Below are 21260 nucleotides of genomic sequence, written 5' to 3'. Positions count from 1 at the left end.
TACCTTGAATACCAGTCCGCGAAAGTGCCGATATTTCTGCGATTTGGCATAACCGCACTAGCCACGGTACACTTAAAATGGTAAACTGTACTTTGGATAACTATGTGAAATAAAGGATTTACAGGACATGAACCAAAAAGCATTACACGTACTTGAGTACGATAAGATAATAGAGAAACTCGCCGAACACGCTTCATCTCAGCCCGGAAAGAAGATGTGCCTTGAACTTGAGCCTTCTTCGGACATCGCTGAGATCAGGAAGAACCTGAAAAAGACGAATGATGCAATAGAGAGAGTTTTCAAAAAAGGTTCAATCTCTTTTGGCGACAATAAGGATCTTAAGGGAGTTCTTAAGGCGCTCAAGATCGAGAGCGCACTTGATATGGGAGCGCTCCTTGGCCTTGCGTCTTTCCTCGATAACGTCAACAGAGTTAAATCATACGGACGTGCGGAAAGAGATGACGAGAAAAGAGATTCTCTTTCGGAGAGCTTTGAGCTCTTGGAGCCGCTTACATTTATATCTCAGGAGATCAGAAGGTGCATCAAATCGGAAGATGAGATGAGTTCTGATGCAAGTCCCGCTTTGAGACATATTAGGCGCGGAATCATGCTTACGAACGACAGGATCAGAGATGTGCTCGGAAAGATGATAAACGGAGCCTCAAGGACATATCTTCAGGACGCCGTTGTCACAATGCGTGGCGACAGATACTGCATTCCCGTCAAGGCCGAGTATAAGTCGCAGATAAGCGGTATCGTTCACGATCAGTCATCTTCTGGTTCAACACTTTTCATAGAGCCCGCGGCGGTTGTCGAACTAAATAATAAGTTAAAAGAGATGTCGCTTCAGGAGCAGGCTGAGATAGAAAAAATACTTCTTGAGCTTAGCCTTCAGATAGCACCGCATGCGGCGGCAATAGGCTATAACTGCGATATCATGACGGATCTTGATTTTGTTTTTGCAAAGGCATCATATGCACTTGAGATAAATGCGATCACACCGATATTCAACGACCATCATGCTTTTGATATCAAGAAAGGAAGACATCCTCTTATTGCAAAAGACAAGGTGGTGCCGATAGATGTATACGCAGGTCGCGATTTCGATATGCTCATCATAACCGGACCAAATACCGGCGGTAAGACAGTAACGCTTAAGACGGTAGGTCTTTTGACACTTATGGGACAAGCCGGGCTTGCGATACCTGCGGCAGATAAGTCGGAGCTTTCGGTGTTCAATGAAGTTTATGCGGACATAGGAGACGAGCAGAGTATTGAGCAGTCTCTTTCTACTTTCTCATCTCATATGACCAACACGGTATCGATACTGAAAAATGCTGACGAGAATTCGCTGTGTCTTTTTGATGAGCTTGGAGCGGGAACGGATCCCACAGAGGGAGCGGCTCTTGCGATATCCATCTTAAACGATCTGCACAAGAGAAAGATAAGAACGCTCGCAACAACGCACTACAGCGAGCTCAAGGTATATGCACTCAATACGCCCGGCATACAAAATGCCAGCTGCGAGTTTGATGTTGAGTCGCTAAAGCCAACTTACAGACTTCTTATCGGAATCCCCGGAAAGAGTAATGCGTTTGCGATCTCTTCAAAGCTCGGTCTTTCCGAAGAGATAATCGAAGCAGCAAAAGAGCAGATAAGCACGGAAGATAAAAAGTTTGAAGACCTTCTTGCGGACCTTGAGATCAGCAGAAAAACGATCGAGAACGAGAGACTCGAGATCGAGCAGTACAAGAAGGAAGTAGAAGAATTAAAGCGCAGGATTGAAGAGAAATCAAGTAAGCTCGACAGTCAGCGAGAAGAGATTTTAAGAGAGGCCAACGAGAAGGCAAGAGATATCCTTCAGGAAGCCAAAAATGTTGCGGATGAGACCATACGAGCTTTCAGAAAAGCAGGACCCAATGCATCCATGCAGGATCTTGAGAGAGCAAGGACGGGCATCGGACAGAAGGTTTCCGACAAGAACAAGGCGATTCAAAAGAAAGAAAAGCCAAAGGATACACATCCCATTCTTAAGGAGTCTCAGCTTAAGCTCGGTGAATCCGTTAAGATCGTGTCTATGGGACTAAAGGGAACGATCAGTTCCAAGCCCGATAAGGACGGCAATCTCTTTGTTCAGTGCGGCATCATGAGAACCAAAGCGAATATTCGCGATCTCGTTATCATAAGTGACGATGATGCCAAGACGGCAATGAAAAAGTTCTACGGAAGAAATACCGGAAGTTCCAAGATGGATCTTTCGAGGGCTTCCAATATCAAGACGGAAGTCAATCTTATAGGCAAGAACAGCGACGATGCAATAGCGGCGCTGGATAAATATCTTGATGACGCGTATATGGCGCATCTTAACAACGTCAGAGTAGTTCACGGCAAAGGCTCCGGAATTCTCAGACAGGCGGTGCACAATTATCTAAAGGGCGTGCCTTACGTTAAGTCTTTTAAACTCGGAGAATTCGGCGAAGGCGACGCCGGCGTTACAATAGTTACATTTATCAAATGAAGGGGATAGGTAAAATGGTTGCCAAACAGAAAATTTTAATAGTAGATGATGACAATAATATCGCAGAGCTTATTTCTTTATATCTTATAAAGGAGTGCTTTGAGACCAAGATCTGCAATGACGGAGAGTCGGCGATCAACGTCTTTGATTCTTTTGCACCCAATCTTGTTCTTTTGGATCTGATGCTGCCGGGAATCGACGGATATCAGGTATGCAGAGAAATAAGGACCAAATCACAGGTTCCGATAATCATGCTCTCTGCAAAGGGAGAGGTTTTTGATAAGGTGCTCGGACTTGAGATGGGCGCCGATGACTATATGGAAAAGCCTTTTGATTCAAAAGAGCTGGTGGCAAGAGTAAAGGCGGTTCTTCGCCGCTATAAACCTCAGACTCAGGAGCTTTCCGAGTCTGATGACAAGGTTGTAAGATATCCCGATCTTGAGATAAACATGACCAACTATTCTGTTACTTATATGGGAGACAGGGTAGACATGCCGCCCAAGGAACTTGAGCTTTTGTATTTTCTTGCGGCTTCTCCCAATCATGTTTTTACAAGGGAGCAGCTTCTTGACCAGATTTGGGGATACGAGTATGTGGGCGATACAAGAACAGTTGACGTTCACATCAAGAGGCTTCGTGAGAAATTAAGAGACCATGAGAACTGGAGCCTTAAAACTATTTGGGGCATTGGATATAAATTTGAGGTAGTTCAGTAAATGAAGAGGACGCTTTATTTAAAGTTTCTTTTAGCATATCTGTTATTTGCCATTTTCGGGTTTATCGTTGTTGCGACCTTCGTGTATGGTATGACCTATGAAAGGCTGAGACGTGACAAGGCTGACAGCATGTATCAGGTAGCCACGCAGATAGCCAATACCTATGCGGCAGATCTGTACAACAGCGAGACCTCGCTTGAAGCCGTGCATCAGCAGATGGTGGCGCTTTCAGGTTATATGGGCGGTTCGCCGATCTGGATCGTAAATCCGTCCGGAAGGCTGGTTCTTGATTCTTCAAGAGTTCTCGAGCAGAACAAGAAAGACGTGATCGTTGGATTCGATCCAACTGTGATCGGAACAACATATTACACGACAGGAACTTTTTGGAATACATTTAACGAAGAGACGCTCAGCGTTTTTGCGCCGATCACTGCCAATTACAAGGTGCAGGCATATGTCATTATTCATGAACCGATTTCCAAGATCAAGGCTTCGGCAGACGGGTTTTTGAACATATCATATCTTATGCTTATTGTTCTTTTCCTGTTGTCGCTTATCATCCTTATCTTTTTTACAGAGCTTGTGTATCTGCCGCTTAGAAAGATCACAACGGCGACTGAGCAGTATGCCGTCGGAAACATGGGCTATGAGTTTTCCGTAGAATCCGAGGACGAGATGGGATACCTTGCGGCTTCGCTGTCATATATGGCGGGCGAGATTGCGCGTCAGGAAGAAGATCAAAAGAAGTTTATCGCAAACGTATCACATGATTTCAGGTCGCCGCTTACATCCATAAAAGGCTACCTCATCGCAATGCAGGACGGAACTATTCCGCCGGAGATGCATGACAGATATCTTGGGATTGTAATAAATGAGACTGACAGACTTACCAAACTGACGAATGAGATGCTTACGCTCAACAATCTCAACACCAAGGGAATGCTCCTTGATAAGAGCGACTTTGACATCAACGCGGTTATCAGAAATGTCGCAGAGTCTTTTGAAGGAACATGTCTTGATAAAAAGATTGCCATAGAGCTTGTGCTTACCGAGGAAAAGATGCTCGTCAATGCCGATATGAGCAAGATTCAGCAGGTTCTCTACAATCTTGTTGATAACGCGATCAAGTTCAGTCACAAGGATTCTTCGATCAAGATTGAAACAACCGAGAAACACAGCAAAGTTTTTGTTTCCGTCAAGGACAGCGGAATCGGTATTCCCAAGGAAGACCAGAAGCTTATCTTTGACAGATTTTATAAATCCGACTTGTCCAGAGGTAAGGATAAGAAGGGAACGGGTCTTGGCCTTGCCATTGTAAAAGAGATAGTTAAGGCCCACGAAGAAAATATTAATGTCATCAGTACGACCGGTGTCGGAACGGAGTTTATCTTCTCTCTTCCCAAGGCTAAGTCGATGGATGCCGATGACGAGGAGTAATTTAGAAATGCACATTATTTTACATCAACCGGAGATTCCACAGAACACAGGAAATATCGGAAGAACCTGCGTCGCAACGGGAACGGATCTCCATCTTATAGAACCTCTCGGCTTTAGGATCGATGAAAAGAAACTGCGAAGAGCCGGAATGGATTATTGGAAGAAGCTTGATCTTACAAGGTATGTAGACTTTAATGACTTTAAAGAAAAGCACCCGAATGCCAAGATCTGGATGGCTACAACCAAGGCAAAGAGGACATACACCGAAGTCTCTTTTGGCATGGATGACTATATTATGTTCGGAAAAGAGAGCGCGGGAATCCCCGAAGAGATTCTTGTCGAAAACGAAGAAACCTGCATTAGGATTCCCATGGGTGAAGATATAAGATCGCTCAATCTTTCCAATTCCGTTGCCATCGTTCTATACGAAGCACTCAGACAGAACGATTTCAAGGGACTTGAGAGAGAAGGCGAGCTTCATAGGCTGAGCTGGAAGTAGGAATGGTTCCGGGGTGGCGGCCCATTTTTTAGGTAGGATGTATGAAGAACAAAGGCGATATTTTTGAAGTTGAAATTACAGATATAGGTAATGATGGAGAGGGCATAGGCAAGATAGACGGCTATACCCTTTTTATTAAGGACGCGGTTATCGGCGACGTTGTAAAAGCCAAGATCATGAAGGCCAAGAAGAACTATGCCTATGCGCATCTTGAAGAGGTCGTAAAAAGATCCGAATACAGAGTTGAGGCAAAGTGTCCTATTGCGCGTCAGTGCGGCGGTTGCCAGCTCCAGAACATGTCTTACGAAAGAGAACTTCTCTACAAGCAAAATAAAGTAAGGAACAATATCGTAAGGCTCGGAGGCTTTGACGCGAAGTTTGTCGACAGTATTATGAAACCCATAATCGGAATGGACGAACCCTGGGAATACAGAAACAAGGCGCAGTTTCCCGTTGGATGTGATAAGAACGGAAATGTCGTGACGGGATTCTACGCAGGAAGAACGCACAGTATCATTCCGACCACTGCATGTCATATCGGGGTAAAAGAGAACGAAGAGATAATGGAGATCATCAGATCTCATATGGAAGAGAACAAGATCGCTCCATATGATGAGGTGTCAGGGAAAGGACTTGTTCGCCATGTTCTTATTCGCAAAGGATTTACAAGCGGAGAGATAATGGTCTGTCTTGTTATCAATTACAGAGCGGGGGCTGGATCTGCGAAGAAAGCGGGAAACGATGGCGCGTCTGTTGAGTATATTGCTGCGCAGAAAGGGCTAGTTGAAAAGCTTTCAAAGGTCAAGGGAATGACAAGCATCTCCGTGAGTATAAACACCGAGAAGACCAATGTTATCATGGGCCTTGAGATTCATACGATCTACGGAAAAGACACGATAAGCGATACCCTTTGCGGACTTGAATTTGAAATCTCGCCGCTTTCATTTTTCCAGGTTAATCCGGTTCAGACCAAGAAGCTGTATGAGCAGGCAATCGAATATGCCGGCTTGACGGGAAAAGAAACTGTTTGGGATCTCTACTGCGGAATCGGAACAATTACATTGTCCATGGCGAAGGCAGCAGGCAGAGTATATGGTATCGAAGTTATTCCCGAAGCCATTGAGGACGCCAAGAGGAACGCCCTTAGAAACGGCATAACCAATGCGGAATTCTACTGCGGAAAGGCCGAAGAAGTCCTTCCCAAGTTCTATGATAAAAAGCGTAGTGTCGCAGGCAGCACAAGCGACGGCGCGGAGCTTCGCCCCGATGTCATCGTCGTTGACCCTCCACGCAAAGGCTGTGATGCGGTCTGCCTCGAAACGATGCTCAAAATGCAACCTGAACGTATCGTATATGTAAGCTGCGATTCCGCGACTCTCGCAAGAGACCTTCGTATTCTCGCAGACGGCGGCTACGAACTCAAAGCAGTCAGACCCTGCGACATGTTCCCCTGGACCGTGCATGTTGAGACTGTTGTTCAACTTTCCAAGGGAAATATCAACAAGGGAAGTTCTGAAAGAAGTGACGCTGTAAAAGCCGGTGATTTTGGAGTGATCAGCGGTTACAGTAAAGGAAACAAGGCGCCTGAGACAACAAATGTAAAGATAGATTTCTCCTTGGAAAACCTTGATCTTTCGGAACTCAGAGGCAAAGCAACATATGAGCAGATAAAGGATTATGTAAGGGAACAGACGGGGTTTAGAGTGTCTGCACTATACATTTCTCAGGTAAAGAGAAAATGCGGTCTGGAAGTCGGAGAAAGCTACAACAAGCCAAAGTCAGAAGATTCCAAACAGCCGCAGTGCACACCGGAGAAAGAAGAGGCAATCATGCAGGCACTTAGACATTATGGAGTAATATAAATTTTTGTATGCTTGAAGGAATATTGAGGATATAATTTGGATTTTTGAATCTACTGAATGCTGTGATGGAATGTAAAAATATAATTTCTGGCACCGAGAACAGTGATGTGGTTTCAATTATCAAGGTAGGGAAAATATGCTTGTAGATGAAATATGGGATTTTAAGAGTCTTAATATGGGGCGTGAATTGGAAATAGCCGGTGAGTTCATTTATGATTCAGCAAAAGAGGCAATGTCCATCAGGGGATTGAATAATACATATGAGATTAACATCATATTATATACAGGTGCTGTGGGAATAGAAAGGTTGCAAAAAATATACCTTTGCCTGGTGGCGCCGGATCCAACAGATGTTAGTTCCATGCCAAAGTGCTTAGGGAAGCATAATCATATAGATTTACAGCATGAGGTTAATAAGTTTTCGAAGGATAATTTGAAAAAAATGCTATGAGCCTGCTGGGCGTTTTTGCGGATTATTATAATAATTTCAGATATGCAAATTATTATCCGGGACAACCTGAAAAAAATTTACGACAGTTGTTCATTGGTTTTTTGAAGAGATTAAATGGAAAATTTAATTTTGATGAGCCATGTGCTGCAGTGCAGTTTGAAGAATTTAAGAGGTTTTACATAAATGAGCTGGGAAAACTGGCAGTACACTATTACTCGCTGATACATGAAAAGGCTAGAGAATTGAATACATATACCTATGAAATAGATTCTTTTTCAAGAGCAGCACGAGTATTCTGGTCTGTACAAAGAAGAACTTTGTATGAACAAATGATTTTAGAGCAGAATGCAACAAAAGAACTGCTTCTATATATCTACAAGAAAAATCGTGGAACGGGTGTTTTTAGGTTGCTTGATGAAATGGAAGCTTTGGATTTCGACGATGGTTCAGTAAACGAGTATCTGGAAGATCTTTGCGCGGGGAAGGTTAATGATTTATTGATTGATTATGTGGATGATTCTCATGAAGATATCGAGGATATAGCAAAAAGAAAAGAGCGGAAAGAATTACTGTCATTGATAGGTAATAGTTCAGTCATGTTTGATCTTGATGAAGAGGATGAAAACGAAGAATAATGATTCTTAGAAGCAAGAAACTAACAACTGATGTGAGGTTTTTGGATGGTACGAGAAGTCGTAAAAGAGGATTTGGATTCATTGCTTGAACTGTATCTGTTTTTACATGAAGACAGTATTCCAGAGCATGATAAGCACTTAGAGGAAACATGGGAACAGATTCTTGAAGATCCTAATCATCATCTGATCGTGAATGAGATTGATGGTCGGATCATATCCTCCTGTGTATGTGTGATCATACCGAATCTTACAAGGAACGTAAGGCCGTATGCCTTTATTGAGAATGTAGTAACGCATGCTGATCACAGAGGAAAAGGTTACGCAGGAGAATGTCTGGCTTACGCAAAGCAGATCGCGGAGCAGGAGAATTGCTATAAAATGATGTTACTTACCGGATCAAAGAAGCTGGAGACTCTGCATTTCTATGAAAAGGCTGGGTATAACAGCAGTGACAAGACAGCTTTCATACAATGGATAGGGATGGATAAGTAATTTATGGGATCGATACTACAGACGACACTAAATACAAGAGCGCTTCCCACCGGGAATTTCAGATATGTTCGCAGTGATTATCCGGGTAAGCTTACGGATGATGAAGTGAGATGGCTTTATCAAAATGATATTACTACGATCGTTGATCTTAGAGAAGAAAAAGAGTATGTATCCAGACCATGTCGGCTTGAAAAGGAAGAAGGATTTTCTTATTATCATCTGCCTGTAACCGGCGGTGGGGATACTCCGAAGTCACCTGAAGCGGTGGCTGAAACTTATCTTGGAATGATAGACGAACAGATGGATAAGATTATCAGCACCATAATGAATGCAGAGAGTAATGTCATGTATTTTTGTGGTGCCGGGAAAGATCGGACAGGTGTTGTTTCGGCAATCATTCTAAAAAAACTGGGATACAGTGACCGGGTGATAATAGATGACTATATGGAAACAAAAGAAAATTTGATGGACTTCCTTGTTGCATATGTTAGGGAACATCCGCAGGTGGATATAAATATCATTATTCCGAATGAAGAAAATATCAGGAGGGTGTTGGAGGCTATTCCTGTACTTTGATAATCCGTAATTTATGGATTATCAAAATACAGGAAAAAATATATACAAAACAGGACATATAGCTGTCTTGTTTGCTTTGGTAAGATAAGCAGGAGGGTGAGCATATGAAGATTGACAGGTTGATCGGAATATTATCGATACTGTTGCAAAAGGAGATGATAACGGCACCTGAGCTTGCGGAGCATTTTGAGGTGTCCCGGAGAACCATAGGCCGAGATATAGAGGCCCTTTGCAAGGCAGGAATACCGATTCACACTATGCAAGGATCCGGAGGTGGTATCTCCATTATGAACGGATACCGAATGGACAGGACTCTTTTGACATCCCGGGATATGCAGATGATCCTTGCCGGACTTCGGAGCCTGGATAGTGTGAGTGGAAGCAAGTATTACGGTCAATTGATGGAAAAGATCCAGGCGGGATCATCAGAACTTATCAGTGGAAGAGATTCTATTTTGATCGATCTGTCATCTTGGTACAAGACATCGCTTGCGCCTAAGATAGCTACCATACAGGATGCGATAGAGAATAGGCATATTCTTGAATTTGACTATTATGCACCATCCGGAGAGAGCAAGCGCTCCATAGAACCATATTATGTCGTTTTTAAATGGACCAGCTGGTATGTGTATGGATGGTGCCTGAAACGTAAAGATTACCGGCTGTTTAAGTTGAATCGCATGGACAAGGTTAGGGAAACAGAACTGGTATTTACATGCAGAAATGCACCGGTTCCTGACCTTACATCCGAAGTTGCATTCCCAAGAAATATAGTACTCAAAGCATTATTTGAGCCGGATATGAAATGGAGACTGGTTGAGGAATTCGGGCCTGATTGCTATGAGGTTCAGAAAGATGGAAGGCTTCTTTTGGTCCGGGATTACAGCGATATGGAGAATCTGACTATGTGGATGCTCACCTTTGGGGATAAGGTGGAGGTACTTGAGCCTGTGGAAGTAAGAGAAAAGCTTATGAATATGGCAGAATCAATGATCAGAAAGTATGGAGGAAAGAAAAGTGGGAGAAATTGAGAGATACGACGTAAGTGAAGAGTGGGCACATTCAGGAATCATTAAAGCAGGCGACTTTTGCTTTTTAGGATACTGTGTTGGAAATGTTGGAGGAACTATAGAAGAGCAGATAAATGGAGCTTTTGATAACATGGAGGAAAGGCTTGCTCTGGTCGGACTTACTCTTGAATCCGTGGTTCAAATGGATTGTCTGTTCAGGGACGTTTGGAATATCCCTGTCATGGAGAAGATCATAAAGGAAAGATTTGGCGGAAAGTATCCTGTGCGAAAGTCTATCCAGACCGAGTTTGCACATGTGGGCGGCAAAGAGGGCCTACAATTCCAAGTGGATGCTGTTGCGTACTGCGGATAAGGATTTTTGATGGAGAAAGGGACTATATGAAATACGAATGGATTGATGAATACATACTGAAAATGCCGGGCGTTACCAAAGATCTGCAGAAGGATTGGAACTGGATCCGCTATCAGATCGGTGGGAAGATGTTTGCTGCAATATGCCTGGATGATGATGACAAGCCATATTACATAACGCTGAAACTGGAACCTTTGGAGGGAGATTTTTGGCGGAAGCAGTATGAGGACATAATCCCCGGCTATTACATGAACAAACAGCATTGGAATTCGGTAAAGGCTGATGGAGAGGTGCCTGATGACATCTTGAAGGACCTGCTTGATAAAGCATATCAAATAGTGTTTGGAAGTTTCAGTAAGAAAAAGCAGAAGGAGATATTGGGAGATGAGTGAGCTTAGTGAAATGATCAGCTGCTGTGGCTCGGACTGCAGTACGTGTTATTGCTACGGAGAAATGTGTAAGGGCTGCAATGCTGTTTGCGGTAAGGTGTTTCATGCACCGGAAGGAAAAGAGTGTCCCATATATTATTGTTGCAGGATTCAGAATGGTTTTCATTCCTGTGGAGAGTGCAATAAACTGCCGTGCGATCTGATCCTGGAAACGAGAGATCCGAGCATGTCCGAGGAAGAGTTTATGAAGAATGTGGACGAAAGAGTAAAAAGGCTCAGGGGGTGAGTGCGATGGCATTTGATTTTAAGAAAGAATATAAAGAGTTTTATATGCCCAAAGATAAACCGGAAATAATATCGGTTCCAAAGATGAATTATATTGCGGTTCGTGGCAAAGGCGATCCAAACGATGAAAATGGTGAATATAAAGCTGCAATAGGACTGTTATATGGGATTGCTTTTACTATCAAGATGAGCAAGAAAGGCGACCATCAGATAGATGGATACTTCGATTATGTGGTTCCGCCATTGGAAGGTTTCTGGTGGATGGAAGGCAAGGTCGGTGTTGACTATGCACACAAGGAGAGATTCCATTGGATTTCTGTGATACGCCTTCCGGATTTTGTGAGCGAGTATGATTTTAGATGGGCAGTGGATGAAGCAGCAAAGAAGAAAAAGCAGGATTTCTCTAAGGTGGAGTTTCTGACAGTTGAGGAGGGCGTATGCGTTCAGTGTATGCATATCGGTCCTTATGATGATGAGCCCGCGACAGTTGAAATAATGCATGATTATATCGAAAAACAGGGTTATGTTCTTGATATCTCCGATAAAAGACTGCATCATGAGATATATCTGAGTGATGCCAGAAAAGTTGCCTCTGAGAAACTGAAGACTGTGATCCGGCATCCGATCAGAAAGAAAGATACTTGACAAAACAAAACGCATGTTCTATATTATGGGTGTGTTTATTATACCCAAAAATCGGGAAACATAAATTTATCAGGTTATTGATGAAAGCTCAAACCCCTTGTGGTTTGGGCTTTTTTTGATGCCTGGAAACTCCAAAAGGCGGATGTCTGTTTCTATAAAAGTAGTAAATTGCCGGGAAGAGATGGACAAAAGGTACTCGATTTTATGGGAAATACTTCACAAAAATGATTGTGCATATCCAACAAAAATGAAAGGCGGTGATGATGCTTGAAGAATACATAGCGGCGTAGTGTATGTGGATAATGTGATTCAGATACTATACTACGTAGGACTGGATTGGATAAGGATGGGAGGTGATCAGCTTGAGAGGATCGTAAAAAACATTGGTAACTATTAACACAGGCATCCTCAGGGATGTCTTTTTCATTTTATGAAGGAGAGAGAAGAAATGTTTAATCAAGAATATCTTCCGTGTAACAGACAGATCCATATTAAGCTTTCGGACGAAGAATTAAAAATGATTCGGGACAGGATGGAACAAATGGGGTTCAAGAACATGAGTGCATATATCAGAAAAATGGCAATCGATGGATATTGCATCAATGTAGATTTTACTGCAATTCATGAGCTTGCCAAGATGATGTGCGTCGATAGCAGAAACATCAATCAGATTGCAAAAGCAGCTAATACCTATGGCTGGGTTGATGAGAAAGTCATCGTTGATATGAAAACTGAGCATGAGAAAGTTCTGGAAACGGTAAAAGAGTATTTTGATAAATTGCTTGAAATCATGTGACTACGGAAAAATGGTTTTCGAGCCTGCCTGCAGGCGTAGCTTGTCGATGAAAATCGGCAATCCCGGGGGATTGGGGCATGTTCCCCAACAAGCAAAATCGCATCAGGTGTACACCGATGCACTGCTTGCCAATTTGTGAAGACCCCGAAATGAACGTATGAAAAAGAAAGGACATTGAAAGATGAGAAAAAAGTATTATGAGGATCCGAAGGAAAATGCCGCTTTTGAAAGGTGCGTGGATGTTATGACGGAACTGATTCTGAAATACGGGCCGTCGTTGAAAAGGAGGTGGGCGCTGGAGAAGCTGATGGCGAATGTCTGGCTGGATGTTGTGTTTAGCAGAGTTACCATGAAGCGTTTGTCTGGGTATCACAGATTATCGAAGGATTATCGAAGACAACATAAAAATAATGACGCGGCATGACGAAATAGGATTGACAGGATAGTGGTTCCTGCATATACTATTGTCATAATAGAAATGACAGGGGGTAGCTGCTCATGAAGAAGATAACGACACTTGAAGAGGCCTTGAAACGAATCGAGAAACTGGAAAAAGAAAATGCAGAACTTAAGGAAGCAAATGCTAATCTGAAAGAGGAGCTTGAATACTTCAAAAAAAGAAAAGCCTGTGGCAGACAAAGACACAATGCTAAATGGATGGCCATCTACAATGATTTTATTGTTTGTCACGAGCAGGGCATGACCATGGTGGAGATTGCAAAACGCAACGGAATCAGCGAGCGGAGTATCTATCGGTACAAGGCTTATTATGACGAGATGCAGAAAAAGAAGAAGGGGAAATCTTGAGGTGGAATTTTTGCACCTCAAATAAACCCCGTCGAATTCGACTACTTATCAGACGTATTTTTGCGGACGAAAAACCGACCGCAAAAAGAAAGGAATTACATGAATCAAAAGAAGAAATCCGAATTGACCAATTCGGAGATAGCAGTGATAGAGGTTACAGAGGAATACTTGCGTGACCGAATTTATTATATTCGTGGTCACAAAGTATTACTTGATGCAGACATAGCGGAGATATATGGGTATACAAATAAAAGATTCAATGAGCAGGTCCGTAATAACATTATCAAATTTGATTCGGATTTTATGTTTGAGCTTTCAGACGATGAATTGGAAGATTTGCGGACGAAATTTTCGTCCGCAAATATCAGTTCAAAGAGTAGGTATAATCCGCATGTTTTTACAGAGCAAGGACTATACATGCTGATGACAGTCCTAAAAGGAGAACTTGCCACTAAACAAAGCAAGGCCCTTATTCGGACATTTAAGAAAATGAAGGATTATATCCTTGACAACCAATCCCTTATCGGGCAGCGCGAGGTTATGCAGCTCTCCATGCAGACGATTGAGAATACGGCAGAGATTAGCAAAATCCGAATGGATATAGGATCCGTTGAAAAACAGATGTCTGATGTTATGGATCAGCTTAATGATGTCGTTACAAAGTCAGAGCTTGCAGATATGATGAACAGTTTTGTCAGTGACGAGGATAATGGTTGGCTTTTGTATAATACAAAATACTGCAGTGCCGATGTAGCTTATTCATCTATATACGGTCAGGCGAAAAAATCTGTATATGTGATTGATAACTACATAGGGTTGCGAACGCTTGTGATGCTTAAAAATGTTCCGTCAGGAGTAGATATTAAGCTGTTCAGTGATAATGTTGGCAGTGGAAAACTCCACAATGTGGAATATAACGATTTTCTACGAGAGTATCCGGGGCTAAGAATAACTATGCTGCACACGGGGGGTGTATTTCACGATCGCTTTATCGTGCTGGATTATGGGACGAAGGATGAACGAGTATTTCTCTGCGGAGCTTCGTCAAAGGATGCTGGTGCCAGGATAACAACTATAGTGGAAGATTTCGGGGTTCAGAAATATGATCCGATCATTAAGAAATTGCTTAAAAATGCGGTTCTTGTATTACCGTAGGAAAGGAGAATCATGAACAGGGATAAGGTCAAATGTTACATCTATACCCGCGTATCCACAGCCATCCAGGTGGATGGATACAGCCTTGATGCACAGCGGGAAACCATGCGGAAATATGCGGATTTTCAGAATATGGAGATTGTGCGGGAATACAGTGATGAAGGGCATTCCGGTAAGAATATCCGGGGACGCCAAGAGTTTGTCCGGATGTTAAATGACATAGAAGATGGCAAGGACGAGGTCAGCTTCGTCCTTGTTTTTAAATTGTCACGATTTGGCAGGAATGCGGCGGATGTGCTCAGCTCCCTGCAGCTGATGCAGGATTACGGTGTGAATCTGATCTGTGTAGAGGATAATATCGATAGTTCCAAGGAAGCCGGAAAACTTTTGATCTCCATTATAGCTGCCGTGGCAGAAATGGAACGCGAGAACATCCGTGTACAGACCATGGCCGGGCGTATGCAGAAAGCCAGGGAAGGAAAATGGAATGGCGGATTTGCCCCTTACGGATACGCCCTTGAGAGTGGGGAGCTTGTGATCGCGGAGGATGAGGCGGATATTATTCGTATGATATTTGACCGTTATATCAATACCGATGACGGGATCAATGGAGTTGCCAATTATCTGAACAATCACGGTTATACCAAGAAACTCAGGCAAAATGGTACGATTCCCGGATTCTCCACCAGCTTTGTTAAGAAGATCATTGATAATCCAATCTACATGGGAAAGATCGCATACGGGCGCAGAAGAACCGAAAAGAAAAACGGTACCCGTAATGAAACACATGTCGTAGAACAGTCAGAGTTCCCGATTTACGAAGGAATCCATGAAGCAATCATTTCAGAGGAAGAATGGAACCTGGCGCAGGAAAAGAGGTCAAAGAATAATTATCGCCGGGAAAAGGTGAATGATCCTGATCATGCGCATATTCTTTCCGGGATCCTCAGATGTCCCTGCTGCGGTAAAGGAATGTATGGAAATGTTGCCAAGGCTCATTCAAAGGATAATAAGACCAGATACTATTATTATTGCAAAAACACAGTAAATGCTACCGGGCATAAATGTACCTTCCGCACCAATATCGAGCAATCTCAGATTGACGGGATGCTTGAGCGGCTGATATCGGCAATGACCCGTGAAGGGAAGTTTAAGGAAGCTATACGGGGCAAGATCGGTACCACTGTCGATACTTCAGACATGGAGAAGGAAATGGCTGTGCTTTCTGCCAAGCTCCACCAGGCAGAGGGTATCAAGACACGTATCGAACAGCAGATGGACAGTCTGGATGTTAATACACCTCATTATGAGAAGAAGATCGCAGATTTACAGAGGCGCCTGGACTCCCAATATGATACGATAGATGAAACAGAACAGGCTATAGCAGAGGTCAGAGTTCAGATACTTGATCTTAAAAAGAGCAGTATTTCTGCCGATAGTATATATGAGTTTTTGCTTCATTTTGATGAGATATACAGGGAGTGTACCGATGCGGAAAAGAAGAAGTTCATGCAATCCTTTGTGGACCGTATCGAACTTTATTCGGAGCGCAGGAAAGACGGTAATTGGATAAAGAATATCCTTTTCAACTTCTCGATTCCCGTAGTTCGGGAGGATGAGGAACTGGCGAGGATAGGTGGAATATCTCTGGAAAATAGCACTCTCAGCAATGTCAACTTGCCCTTGGAAAAGTTGCCAACGCACGAGACGGTCATCCTGTTAACGAAGACGAGCGGGATTTTTATAATGTAATTGTTGTGGTAATTTGCCGGAATAAAGATGGCAATGTAGTTAATATAGAATGTACGTTTGTAGATGATGTAAAAGCAGGAACAACACCATTTGATATAACTACTTATTCAAAAGAGAAATTTGAAACTATGGAGTTTTATGTAAATCAATGGTGATTATAGTGCAGTTGAAATAGGGTGTTCTGAAAGGCAGAGGAAATTTTATCCTCTGCTTTTTTCTACCGATTTTGAATTGAGTATTTGAATACATTGTACATCTTGTTATATGAATAGCTCTGAATTAAGTTGCACTGGTGCCAAAATTAAATTGACACAAACGCGGCGCGATAATATACTTGTGCCATGAGATTATTGGCACAGGAGGGATGAGATATGATCAAAACACTTGATGATGCTTTAAAAAGAATCTCAGAGCTTGAGGAAGAAAATTCAAAGCTCAAAGAAGAACTTAAATATTATAAGAGCAAAAAGTTTGCAGGTAGACAGAAGCACGATGAGCATTGGATGCAATCATATAACAACTTCGTAATTCAATATGAAGGTGGAATGACAATAATGGAGATTGTGGATAAGGGTGAAATCAGCCGTAGGACTGCGTACAGATATAAGGCATATTACGAGAGACTTAAGAAGATGCAGGAGAAATAAAAATGAAGCCGGTGAGAATGACAATGAATAAGGGGAGTGTTGAATAATGCAAGTACTTGTAATCCCAGATATACATTTAAAACCTTGGATATTTGACCGAGCAGAAGAAATACTTAATATGGGCAAGGCTGAAAAGGCTGTATGTCTTATGGATATACCTGACGATTGGGGAATGGAGCTCAACGTGGAAGAATACCGAGACACTTTCGATAGGGCTATTTCTTTTGCCAAGGCATATCCTGAGACCTTGTGGTGCTATGGAAATCATGATGTGAGCTATCCCTGGGGTAAGCTTGAAACAGGCTATTCACCATACGCTGAAAGAACTGTGATTTCAAAGCTTGATGAGCTAAAGGATTCCATACAGGACAAATCTCAGATTGCGTTTATACATAGGATTGATAATGTACTATTTATGCATGGTGGGCTGACTGCGGAGTATGTCAGCAGACTTAATCCTGAATTGCTGAATATGGATATAGATGAGGTTCTGGAAGCAATGAACAGCGCTTCAGATAAATACCTTGGGAACGATGACTCACCACTTTGGTTTAGACCACAGTTTAAAGATGTGGATGCTTTTAGGAAAGAAACATATATACAAGTAGTAGGTCATACCCCTGTTAAAAATATATACGAGAAAAATGGTTTCATATCTACTGATGTGTTTTCAACATATAGTGATGGGAGACAGATTGGCGAATCATCCATGATCATCATTGATACTGAAACTAGGAAATACGAAAAGGTACCAGTTATGGGGAAACTTGGATATAAAGTTTGTACGGTTACAGTGGGTGAAGAAGGGGAAAGAAAATGATGATCACCTTGCAATTTCGTCAGATAAACTATATAATTTATCTGACGAAAGGCGTCTATAATGAGAGAAAAATACCAGATTGAAATCGAAAAAAGAATAGAAGATGCAGATTCAGGGGATGCTTTTTCAGCGATAGATTTTGCTGATATTGCAGGGACTGATCCTACTAATAAGGCATTATCCAGACTTTGTGAAGCTGGGGCGATACGAAGAGTCATAAAAGGAATATATGACAAGCCAGTGTACAGCAAGCTGTTAGGAGAGTATAGTTCGCCCAATATTGAAAAGATAGCCCAGGCGCTTGCCAGAAAGTATAATTGGACAATTGCTCCTTCAGGAGATACTGCTCTTAACTTTCTGCATTTATCAACACAAGTTCCAAATACATGGAGCTATATAAGTGATGGACCATATCGTAAATATGATATTGGTTCTTATCAGGTTGAATTTAAACACTGTGCTAATAAGGAAATTTCCGGGAAAAGTTTCATTACGATTTCTGTTATTCAGGCGATTAAGTATATTGGAAAAGATAAAATACAACAGGAAGATAAAGAAAGATTATCAAAGGCGATGTCTAGTTCAGATAAGGAGATTATTCTGCGAGAGGCAATAACAACGACGGCGTGGATATATAAAGTAATAAAGGAGATATGTAGTTAAGTGAAGAAAATCGCATTACTTGGTAGAGAAGACAGGGAAGTCCTTTTTTCTCGTACAGCAGAGAAAATGAAAATGCATCCATCAATTGTGGAGAAAGACTTTTGGGTCTGTTTTCTGCTGGATCATTTATTCCACGATTGCATGTACAAAGATGTATTTGTATTTAAAGGAGGAACGAGCCTTTCAAAGTGTTACCACGTGATAGAACGTTTTTCTGAAGACATAGATCTGATATTGGATTGGCGAAAGCTTACTAATGACACTAATCCTTGGGATGAAAGATCCAAGACCAAACAGGACCAGTATAACAAGGAAATAAATTCACAAGCTGCAGTATTTTACAGAGAAGAACTGGTTCCGGCCTTGAATAAGGAATTGGCTTTAAAGCTAGGTGATGGTGATTGGGTTGAAGTTGATGCCAATGATCCTATGGTTGTGAATTTTAAGTACCCGAGAGACTTTTCTATGGAATATTTAGTTCCTGTGGTTAGGTTAGAAATAGGTCCTTTGGCTGAATGGATGCCATCTCATGTGACTGAAGTTGAGCCTTTTGTGGCCACAGAGTATCCAAATGCCTTTGAGCAGAGAACGACAGATATTCTTACTATAGATATTGAGAGGACTTTCTGGGAGAAACTTACCCTACTACATAAGATGGCTTACTTCCCACAAGGAAAGGTTCTGCCTAGAAGATATGCAAGGCACCTTTATGATGTATATTGCATGGCCAATAGCTGGGTAAAGGGATCTGCTTTTGACCGAAAGGAATTACTGCAGAAGGATGTTGTATTTAAGCAAAAGTTCTATTATGCCAGGAGTGCTCATTATGAGACGGCAACACTAAAAGAAATAAAACTGATGCCTGCAGACTATATTTTGGATGAAGTAAGAGATGACTATGCTGCCATGAAGAACATGATATATGGAACTTACCCTGATTTTGACAGTATATTGAACTATCTTAATGAATTAGAGGATGAAATTCATAATCTGTAATGCTAGGAAAGACTCCGCCAATTAAGGCGAGAGCAGAACTTCCTTACAGTAAGAGGTAATTGTATAAATGATCTATGAGTTAAAAGATACATCAAAAGCATCGAACCTTTTTGAGGGCTGGAAAGAAACGCTGATCTATTCGTGCTTGCAGAAAGTAATGGGCAAGATCTTTGTTACAGATTTGGAGGCCCCCAAGTCTGCGATGGCTTATGTGGGTTGCTTTGCATTTTATGCGGGAGAGCCGAACAAAGAGCTTGTTATTAATAAGCCGGATGGTTTTGTTATTATGACTCCGCAGAATAAGGCGTGGGAAGCCTGTATCGAAGAGTGCTTTCCGACAGCTAAGAAAGTTACCAGATACGCTATCAAAAAAGATACTCAGTTTGATAAAGAATATTTGAAAAACATGGTAGCCAAACTTCCGGATGAATATGAGCTTAAAGAGATTGATGACGCAATCTATGACATGTGTCTGCCTGATCCGGTGACGAGGGATTTTGTTTCGGCATTTGGGAGCAAAGAAAAATATCTTGAGATCGGGAGAGGCATGGTTATCCTTAAATCAGGAACGATCGTAGCCGGAGCGTCTTCATATACAAGATACAATGAAGGAATTGAGATAGAGGTAGATACGGCAGAACAAGCGCGCCAAAAAGGACTTGCTACGATCGTATGTGCCGCGCTTATTTTACGATGCCTTGATGAAGGATTATATCCAAGCTGGGATGCTCAGAATATGAATTCGGTTCATCTTGCTGAAAAGCTTGGATATGAATTTGATCACGAATACACGGCATATGAGGTGTCCGGGGAAGAAAGGACACACTGAATAATAAGACACTAAACCGCTCTACTTTCCGTAGGTACCACATTAATTGGCTTAGGATTACAATCTGTGCATGGAGGTAAGGATGCTTATGAACCAATATGTTACAGGTGCAGTTATTAAGGAACTGCGAGAAAAGAATAAGATGACACAGCTCCAACTGGCCGAAAAGCTTGGAGTGAGTGACAAGACAATCTCAAAATGGGAAACGGCTAAAGGTTATCCGGATATCACGCTTCTGGAACCTATAGCGGAGGCATTCAGAATTTCGGTTACGGAACTGATATCCGGCAATACGATCCACAATGCGAACGTATCCGCAAATATGCTGAAGTCGAAGTTCTATGTATGTCCGATCTGCGGAAATGTGATCCACAGTATGGGCGAGGCGTCTATTCATTGCCATGGAGTCCGGCTTTCACCGTTGGATGCGGAATCAACAGATGAACATCACATGATTTTTATTGAGCGTGTTGAGGATGAGTATTATGTGCGTATTGATCACAGCATGACGAAGGAGCATTACATTTCTTTTGTGGTCGCAGCTTCCTCCGATGATATGCAGATGGTGAAGCTTTATCCGGAGGAGAGTGCCGAAGCACGTTTTAAGATTCGCGGAGTCAGAAGGATCTTCTTTTATTGTAATCGAGACGGCTTGTTTTTTATCGATCCGGTAAAGGGCGTAGACGACAAAGAAAGCGGATATGATGATTCAAAAGAGCGAAGAGAGTTGGAACAAGCGGCAAAAATGCTGTTTGGTTAGAACAATAATTATTGATTTATCGGCAGAACTGTGATAAAAATGTTATAGAATCTAAAAGAAAGCGAGGTATTCATAATGAGTGTAAAGAGAACAGAGATTGTAACAGAATATAGTATGAAGACCTCGGTTTGTGATAGATAAATATTT

Annotated in this window: 25 protein-coding genes; all 25 read left to right on the top strand. The window is 42.1% G+C overall.

Annotated features, from left to right (window positions below; translation table 11 throughout):
* Window positions 1–127 precede the first annotated feature (127 nt).
* The 25 genes from BM377_RS07915 (at window position 128) to BM377_RS07795 (ending at window position 21113) form a co-directional block, all read left to right on the top strand.
* Entirely contained in the window at window positions 128–2518 is a 2391-nt protein-coding gene (locus BM377_RS07915; RefSeq protein ID WP_092246384.1) for an endonuclease MutS2, read from the top strand.
* A 14-nt stretch (window positions 2519–2532) separates the two neighbouring features.
* Window positions 2533–3234, top strand: a complete 702-nt coding sequence (locus BM377_RS07910; RefSeq protein WP_092246381.1) for a response regulator transcription factor — start codon at window positions 2533–2535, stop codon at window positions 3232–3234.
* Complete coding sequence (locus BM377_RS07905) at window positions 3235–4671, top strand: HAMP domain-containing sensor histidine kinase (RefSeq protein ID WP_092246378.1); 1437 nt, start codon at window positions 3235–3237, stop codon at window positions 4669–4671.
* A gap of 7 nt (window positions 4672–4678) precedes the next feature.
* Window positions 4679–5170, top strand: coding sequence for a tRNA (cytidine(34)-2'-O)-methyltransferase (locus BM377_RS07900; protein ID WP_092246376.1), 492 nt, complete (start codon window positions 4679–4681; stop codon window positions 5168–5170).
* A gap of 41 nt (window positions 5171–5211) precedes the next feature.
* A complete protein-coding gene (gene rlmD, locus BM377_RS07895) occupies window positions 5212–7032 on the top strand; it encodes a 23S rRNA (uracil(1939)-C(5))-methyltransferase RlmD (RefSeq protein ID WP_092246373.1) in 1821 nt (606 codons plus the stop codon).
* 136 nt (window positions 7033–7168) lie between these two features.
* Window positions 7169–7483 carry a hypothetical protein gene (locus BM377_RS07890; protein WP_092246370.1) on the top strand — a complete coding sequence of 105 codons (315 nt, stop codon included), beginning with the start codon at window positions 7169–7171 and terminating at the stop codon, window positions 7481–7483.
* A complete protein-coding gene (locus tag BM377_RS07885) occupies window positions 7480–8118 on the top strand; it encodes a hypothetical protein (protein WP_092246367.1) in 639 nt (212 codons plus the stop codon). The genes BM377_RS07890 and BM377_RS07885 overlap by 4 nt, the downstream gene beginning before the upstream one ends.
* 45 nt (window positions 8119–8163) lie before the next feature.
* Complete coding sequence (locus BM377_RS07880) at window positions 8164–8610, top strand: GNAT family N-acetyltransferase (RefSeq protein WP_092246364.1); 447 nt, start codon at window positions 8164–8166, stop codon at window positions 8608–8610.
* Between the two features lie 3 nt (window positions 8611–8613).
* On the top strand, window positions 8614–9186 hold the full coding sequence (locus BM377_RS07875) for a tyrosine-protein phosphatase (protein ID WP_092246362.1): 573 nt from the start codon (window positions 8614–8616) through the stop codon (window positions 9184–9186).
* A 104-nt stretch (window positions 9187–9290) separates the two neighbouring features.
* On the top strand, window positions 9291–10217 hold the full coding sequence (locus BM377_RS07870) for a helix-turn-helix transcriptional regulator (protein ID WP_092246359.1): 927 nt from the start codon (window positions 9291–9293) through the stop codon (window positions 10215–10217).
* Window positions 10204–10569: a RidA family protein gene (locus BM377_RS07865; RefSeq protein ID WP_092246356.1), complete on the top strand. Its 366-nt coding sequence runs from the start codon at window positions 10204–10206 to the stop codon at window positions 10567–10569. The genes BM377_RS07870 and BM377_RS07865 overlap by 14 nt, the downstream gene beginning before the upstream one ends.
* A gap of 26 nt (window positions 10570–10595) precedes the next feature.
* Window positions 10596–10961 carry an MmcQ/YjbR family DNA-binding protein gene (locus BM377_RS07860; RefSeq protein WP_092246352.1) on the top strand — a complete coding sequence of 122 codons (366 nt, stop codon included), beginning with the start codon at window positions 10596–10598 and terminating at the stop codon, window positions 10959–10961.
* Entirely contained in the window at window positions 10954–11244 is a 291-nt protein-coding gene (locus BM377_RS07855; protein WP_092246350.1) for a hypothetical protein, read from the top strand. The genes BM377_RS07860 and BM377_RS07855 overlap by 8 nt, the downstream gene beginning before the upstream one ends.
* Before the next feature lie 5 nt (window positions 11245–11249).
* Complete coding sequence (locus tag BM377_RS07850) at window positions 11250–11888, top strand: GyrI-like domain-containing protein (protein WP_092246347.1); 639 nt, start codon at window positions 11250–11252, stop codon at window positions 11886–11888.
* Window positions 11889–12336: 448 nt separating this feature from the next.
* Entirely contained in the window at window positions 12337–12684 is a 348-nt protein-coding gene (locus BM377_RS07845; protein ID WP_177223831.1) for a plasmid mobilization protein, read from the top strand.
* 181 nt (window positions 12685–12865) lie between these two features.
* Window positions 12866–13108, top strand: coding sequence for a hypothetical protein (locus BM377_RS07840; protein ID WP_092246341.1), 243 nt, complete (start codon window positions 12866–12868; stop codon window positions 13106–13108).
* A 74-nt stretch (window positions 13109–13182) separates the two neighbouring features.
* Window positions 13183–13491: a helix-turn-helix domain-containing protein gene (locus BM377_RS07835; RefSeq protein WP_092246338.1), complete on the top strand. Its 309-nt coding sequence runs from the start codon at window positions 13183–13185 to the stop codon at window positions 13489–13491.
* 99 nt (window positions 13492–13590) lie between these two features.
* Window positions 13591–14646: an ORF6N domain-containing protein gene (locus BM377_RS07830; protein ID WP_092246335.1), complete on the top strand. Its 1056-nt coding sequence runs from the start codon at window positions 13591–13593 to the stop codon at window positions 14644–14646.
* A gap of 12 nt (window positions 14647–14658) precedes the next feature.
* A complete protein-coding gene (locus tag BM377_RS07825) occupies window positions 14659–16398 on the top strand; it encodes a recombinase family protein (protein ID WP_092246331.1) in 1740 nt (579 codons plus the stop codon).
* A 371-nt stretch (window positions 16399–16769) separates the two neighbouring features.
* The gene (locus BM377_RS07820; RefSeq protein WP_092246328.1) at window positions 16770–17045 is read left to right on the top strand and encodes a helix-turn-helix domain-containing protein; all 276 of its coding nucleotides are present in this window, start codon (window positions 16770–16772) and stop codon (window positions 17043–17045) included.
* Window positions 17046–17091: 46 nt separating this feature from the next.
* Window positions 17092–17865, top strand: coding sequence for a metallophosphoesterase family protein (locus BM377_RS07815; protein WP_092246325.1), 774 nt, complete (start codon window positions 17092–17094; stop codon window positions 17863–17865).
* 60 nt (window positions 17866–17925) lie between these two features.
* Complete coding sequence (locus tag BM377_RS07810; protein WP_092246321.1) at window positions 17926–18528, top strand: DUF6088 family protein; 603 nt, start codon at window positions 17926–17928, stop codon at window positions 18526–18528.
* Window positions 18529–19524 carry a nucleotidyl transferase AbiEii/AbiGii toxin family protein gene (locus tag BM377_RS07805; protein WP_092246318.1) on the top strand — a complete coding sequence of 332 codons (996 nt, stop codon included), beginning with the start codon at window positions 18529–18531 and terminating at the stop codon, window positions 19522–19524.
* A 67-nt stretch (window positions 19525–19591) separates the two neighbouring features.
* On the top strand, window positions 19592–20353 hold the full coding sequence (locus BM377_RS07800) for a GNAT family N-acetyltransferase (protein WP_092246315.1): 762 nt from the start codon (window positions 19592–19594) through the stop codon (window positions 20351–20353).
* Between the two features lie 88 nt (window positions 20354–20441).
* A complete protein-coding gene (locus BM377_RS07795) occupies window positions 20442–21113 on the top strand; it encodes a helix-turn-helix domain-containing protein (RefSeq protein WP_092246407.1) in 672 nt (223 codons plus the stop codon).
* Window positions 21114–21260 lie beyond the last annotated feature (147 nt).

The organism is Butyrivibrio sp. INlla21, from assembly GCF_900116875.1.
GTDB lineage: Bacteria > Bacillota > Clostridia > Lachnospirales > Lachnospiraceae > Butyrivibrio.
This window is presented reverse-complemented; position numbering and strand designations above follow the sequence as displayed.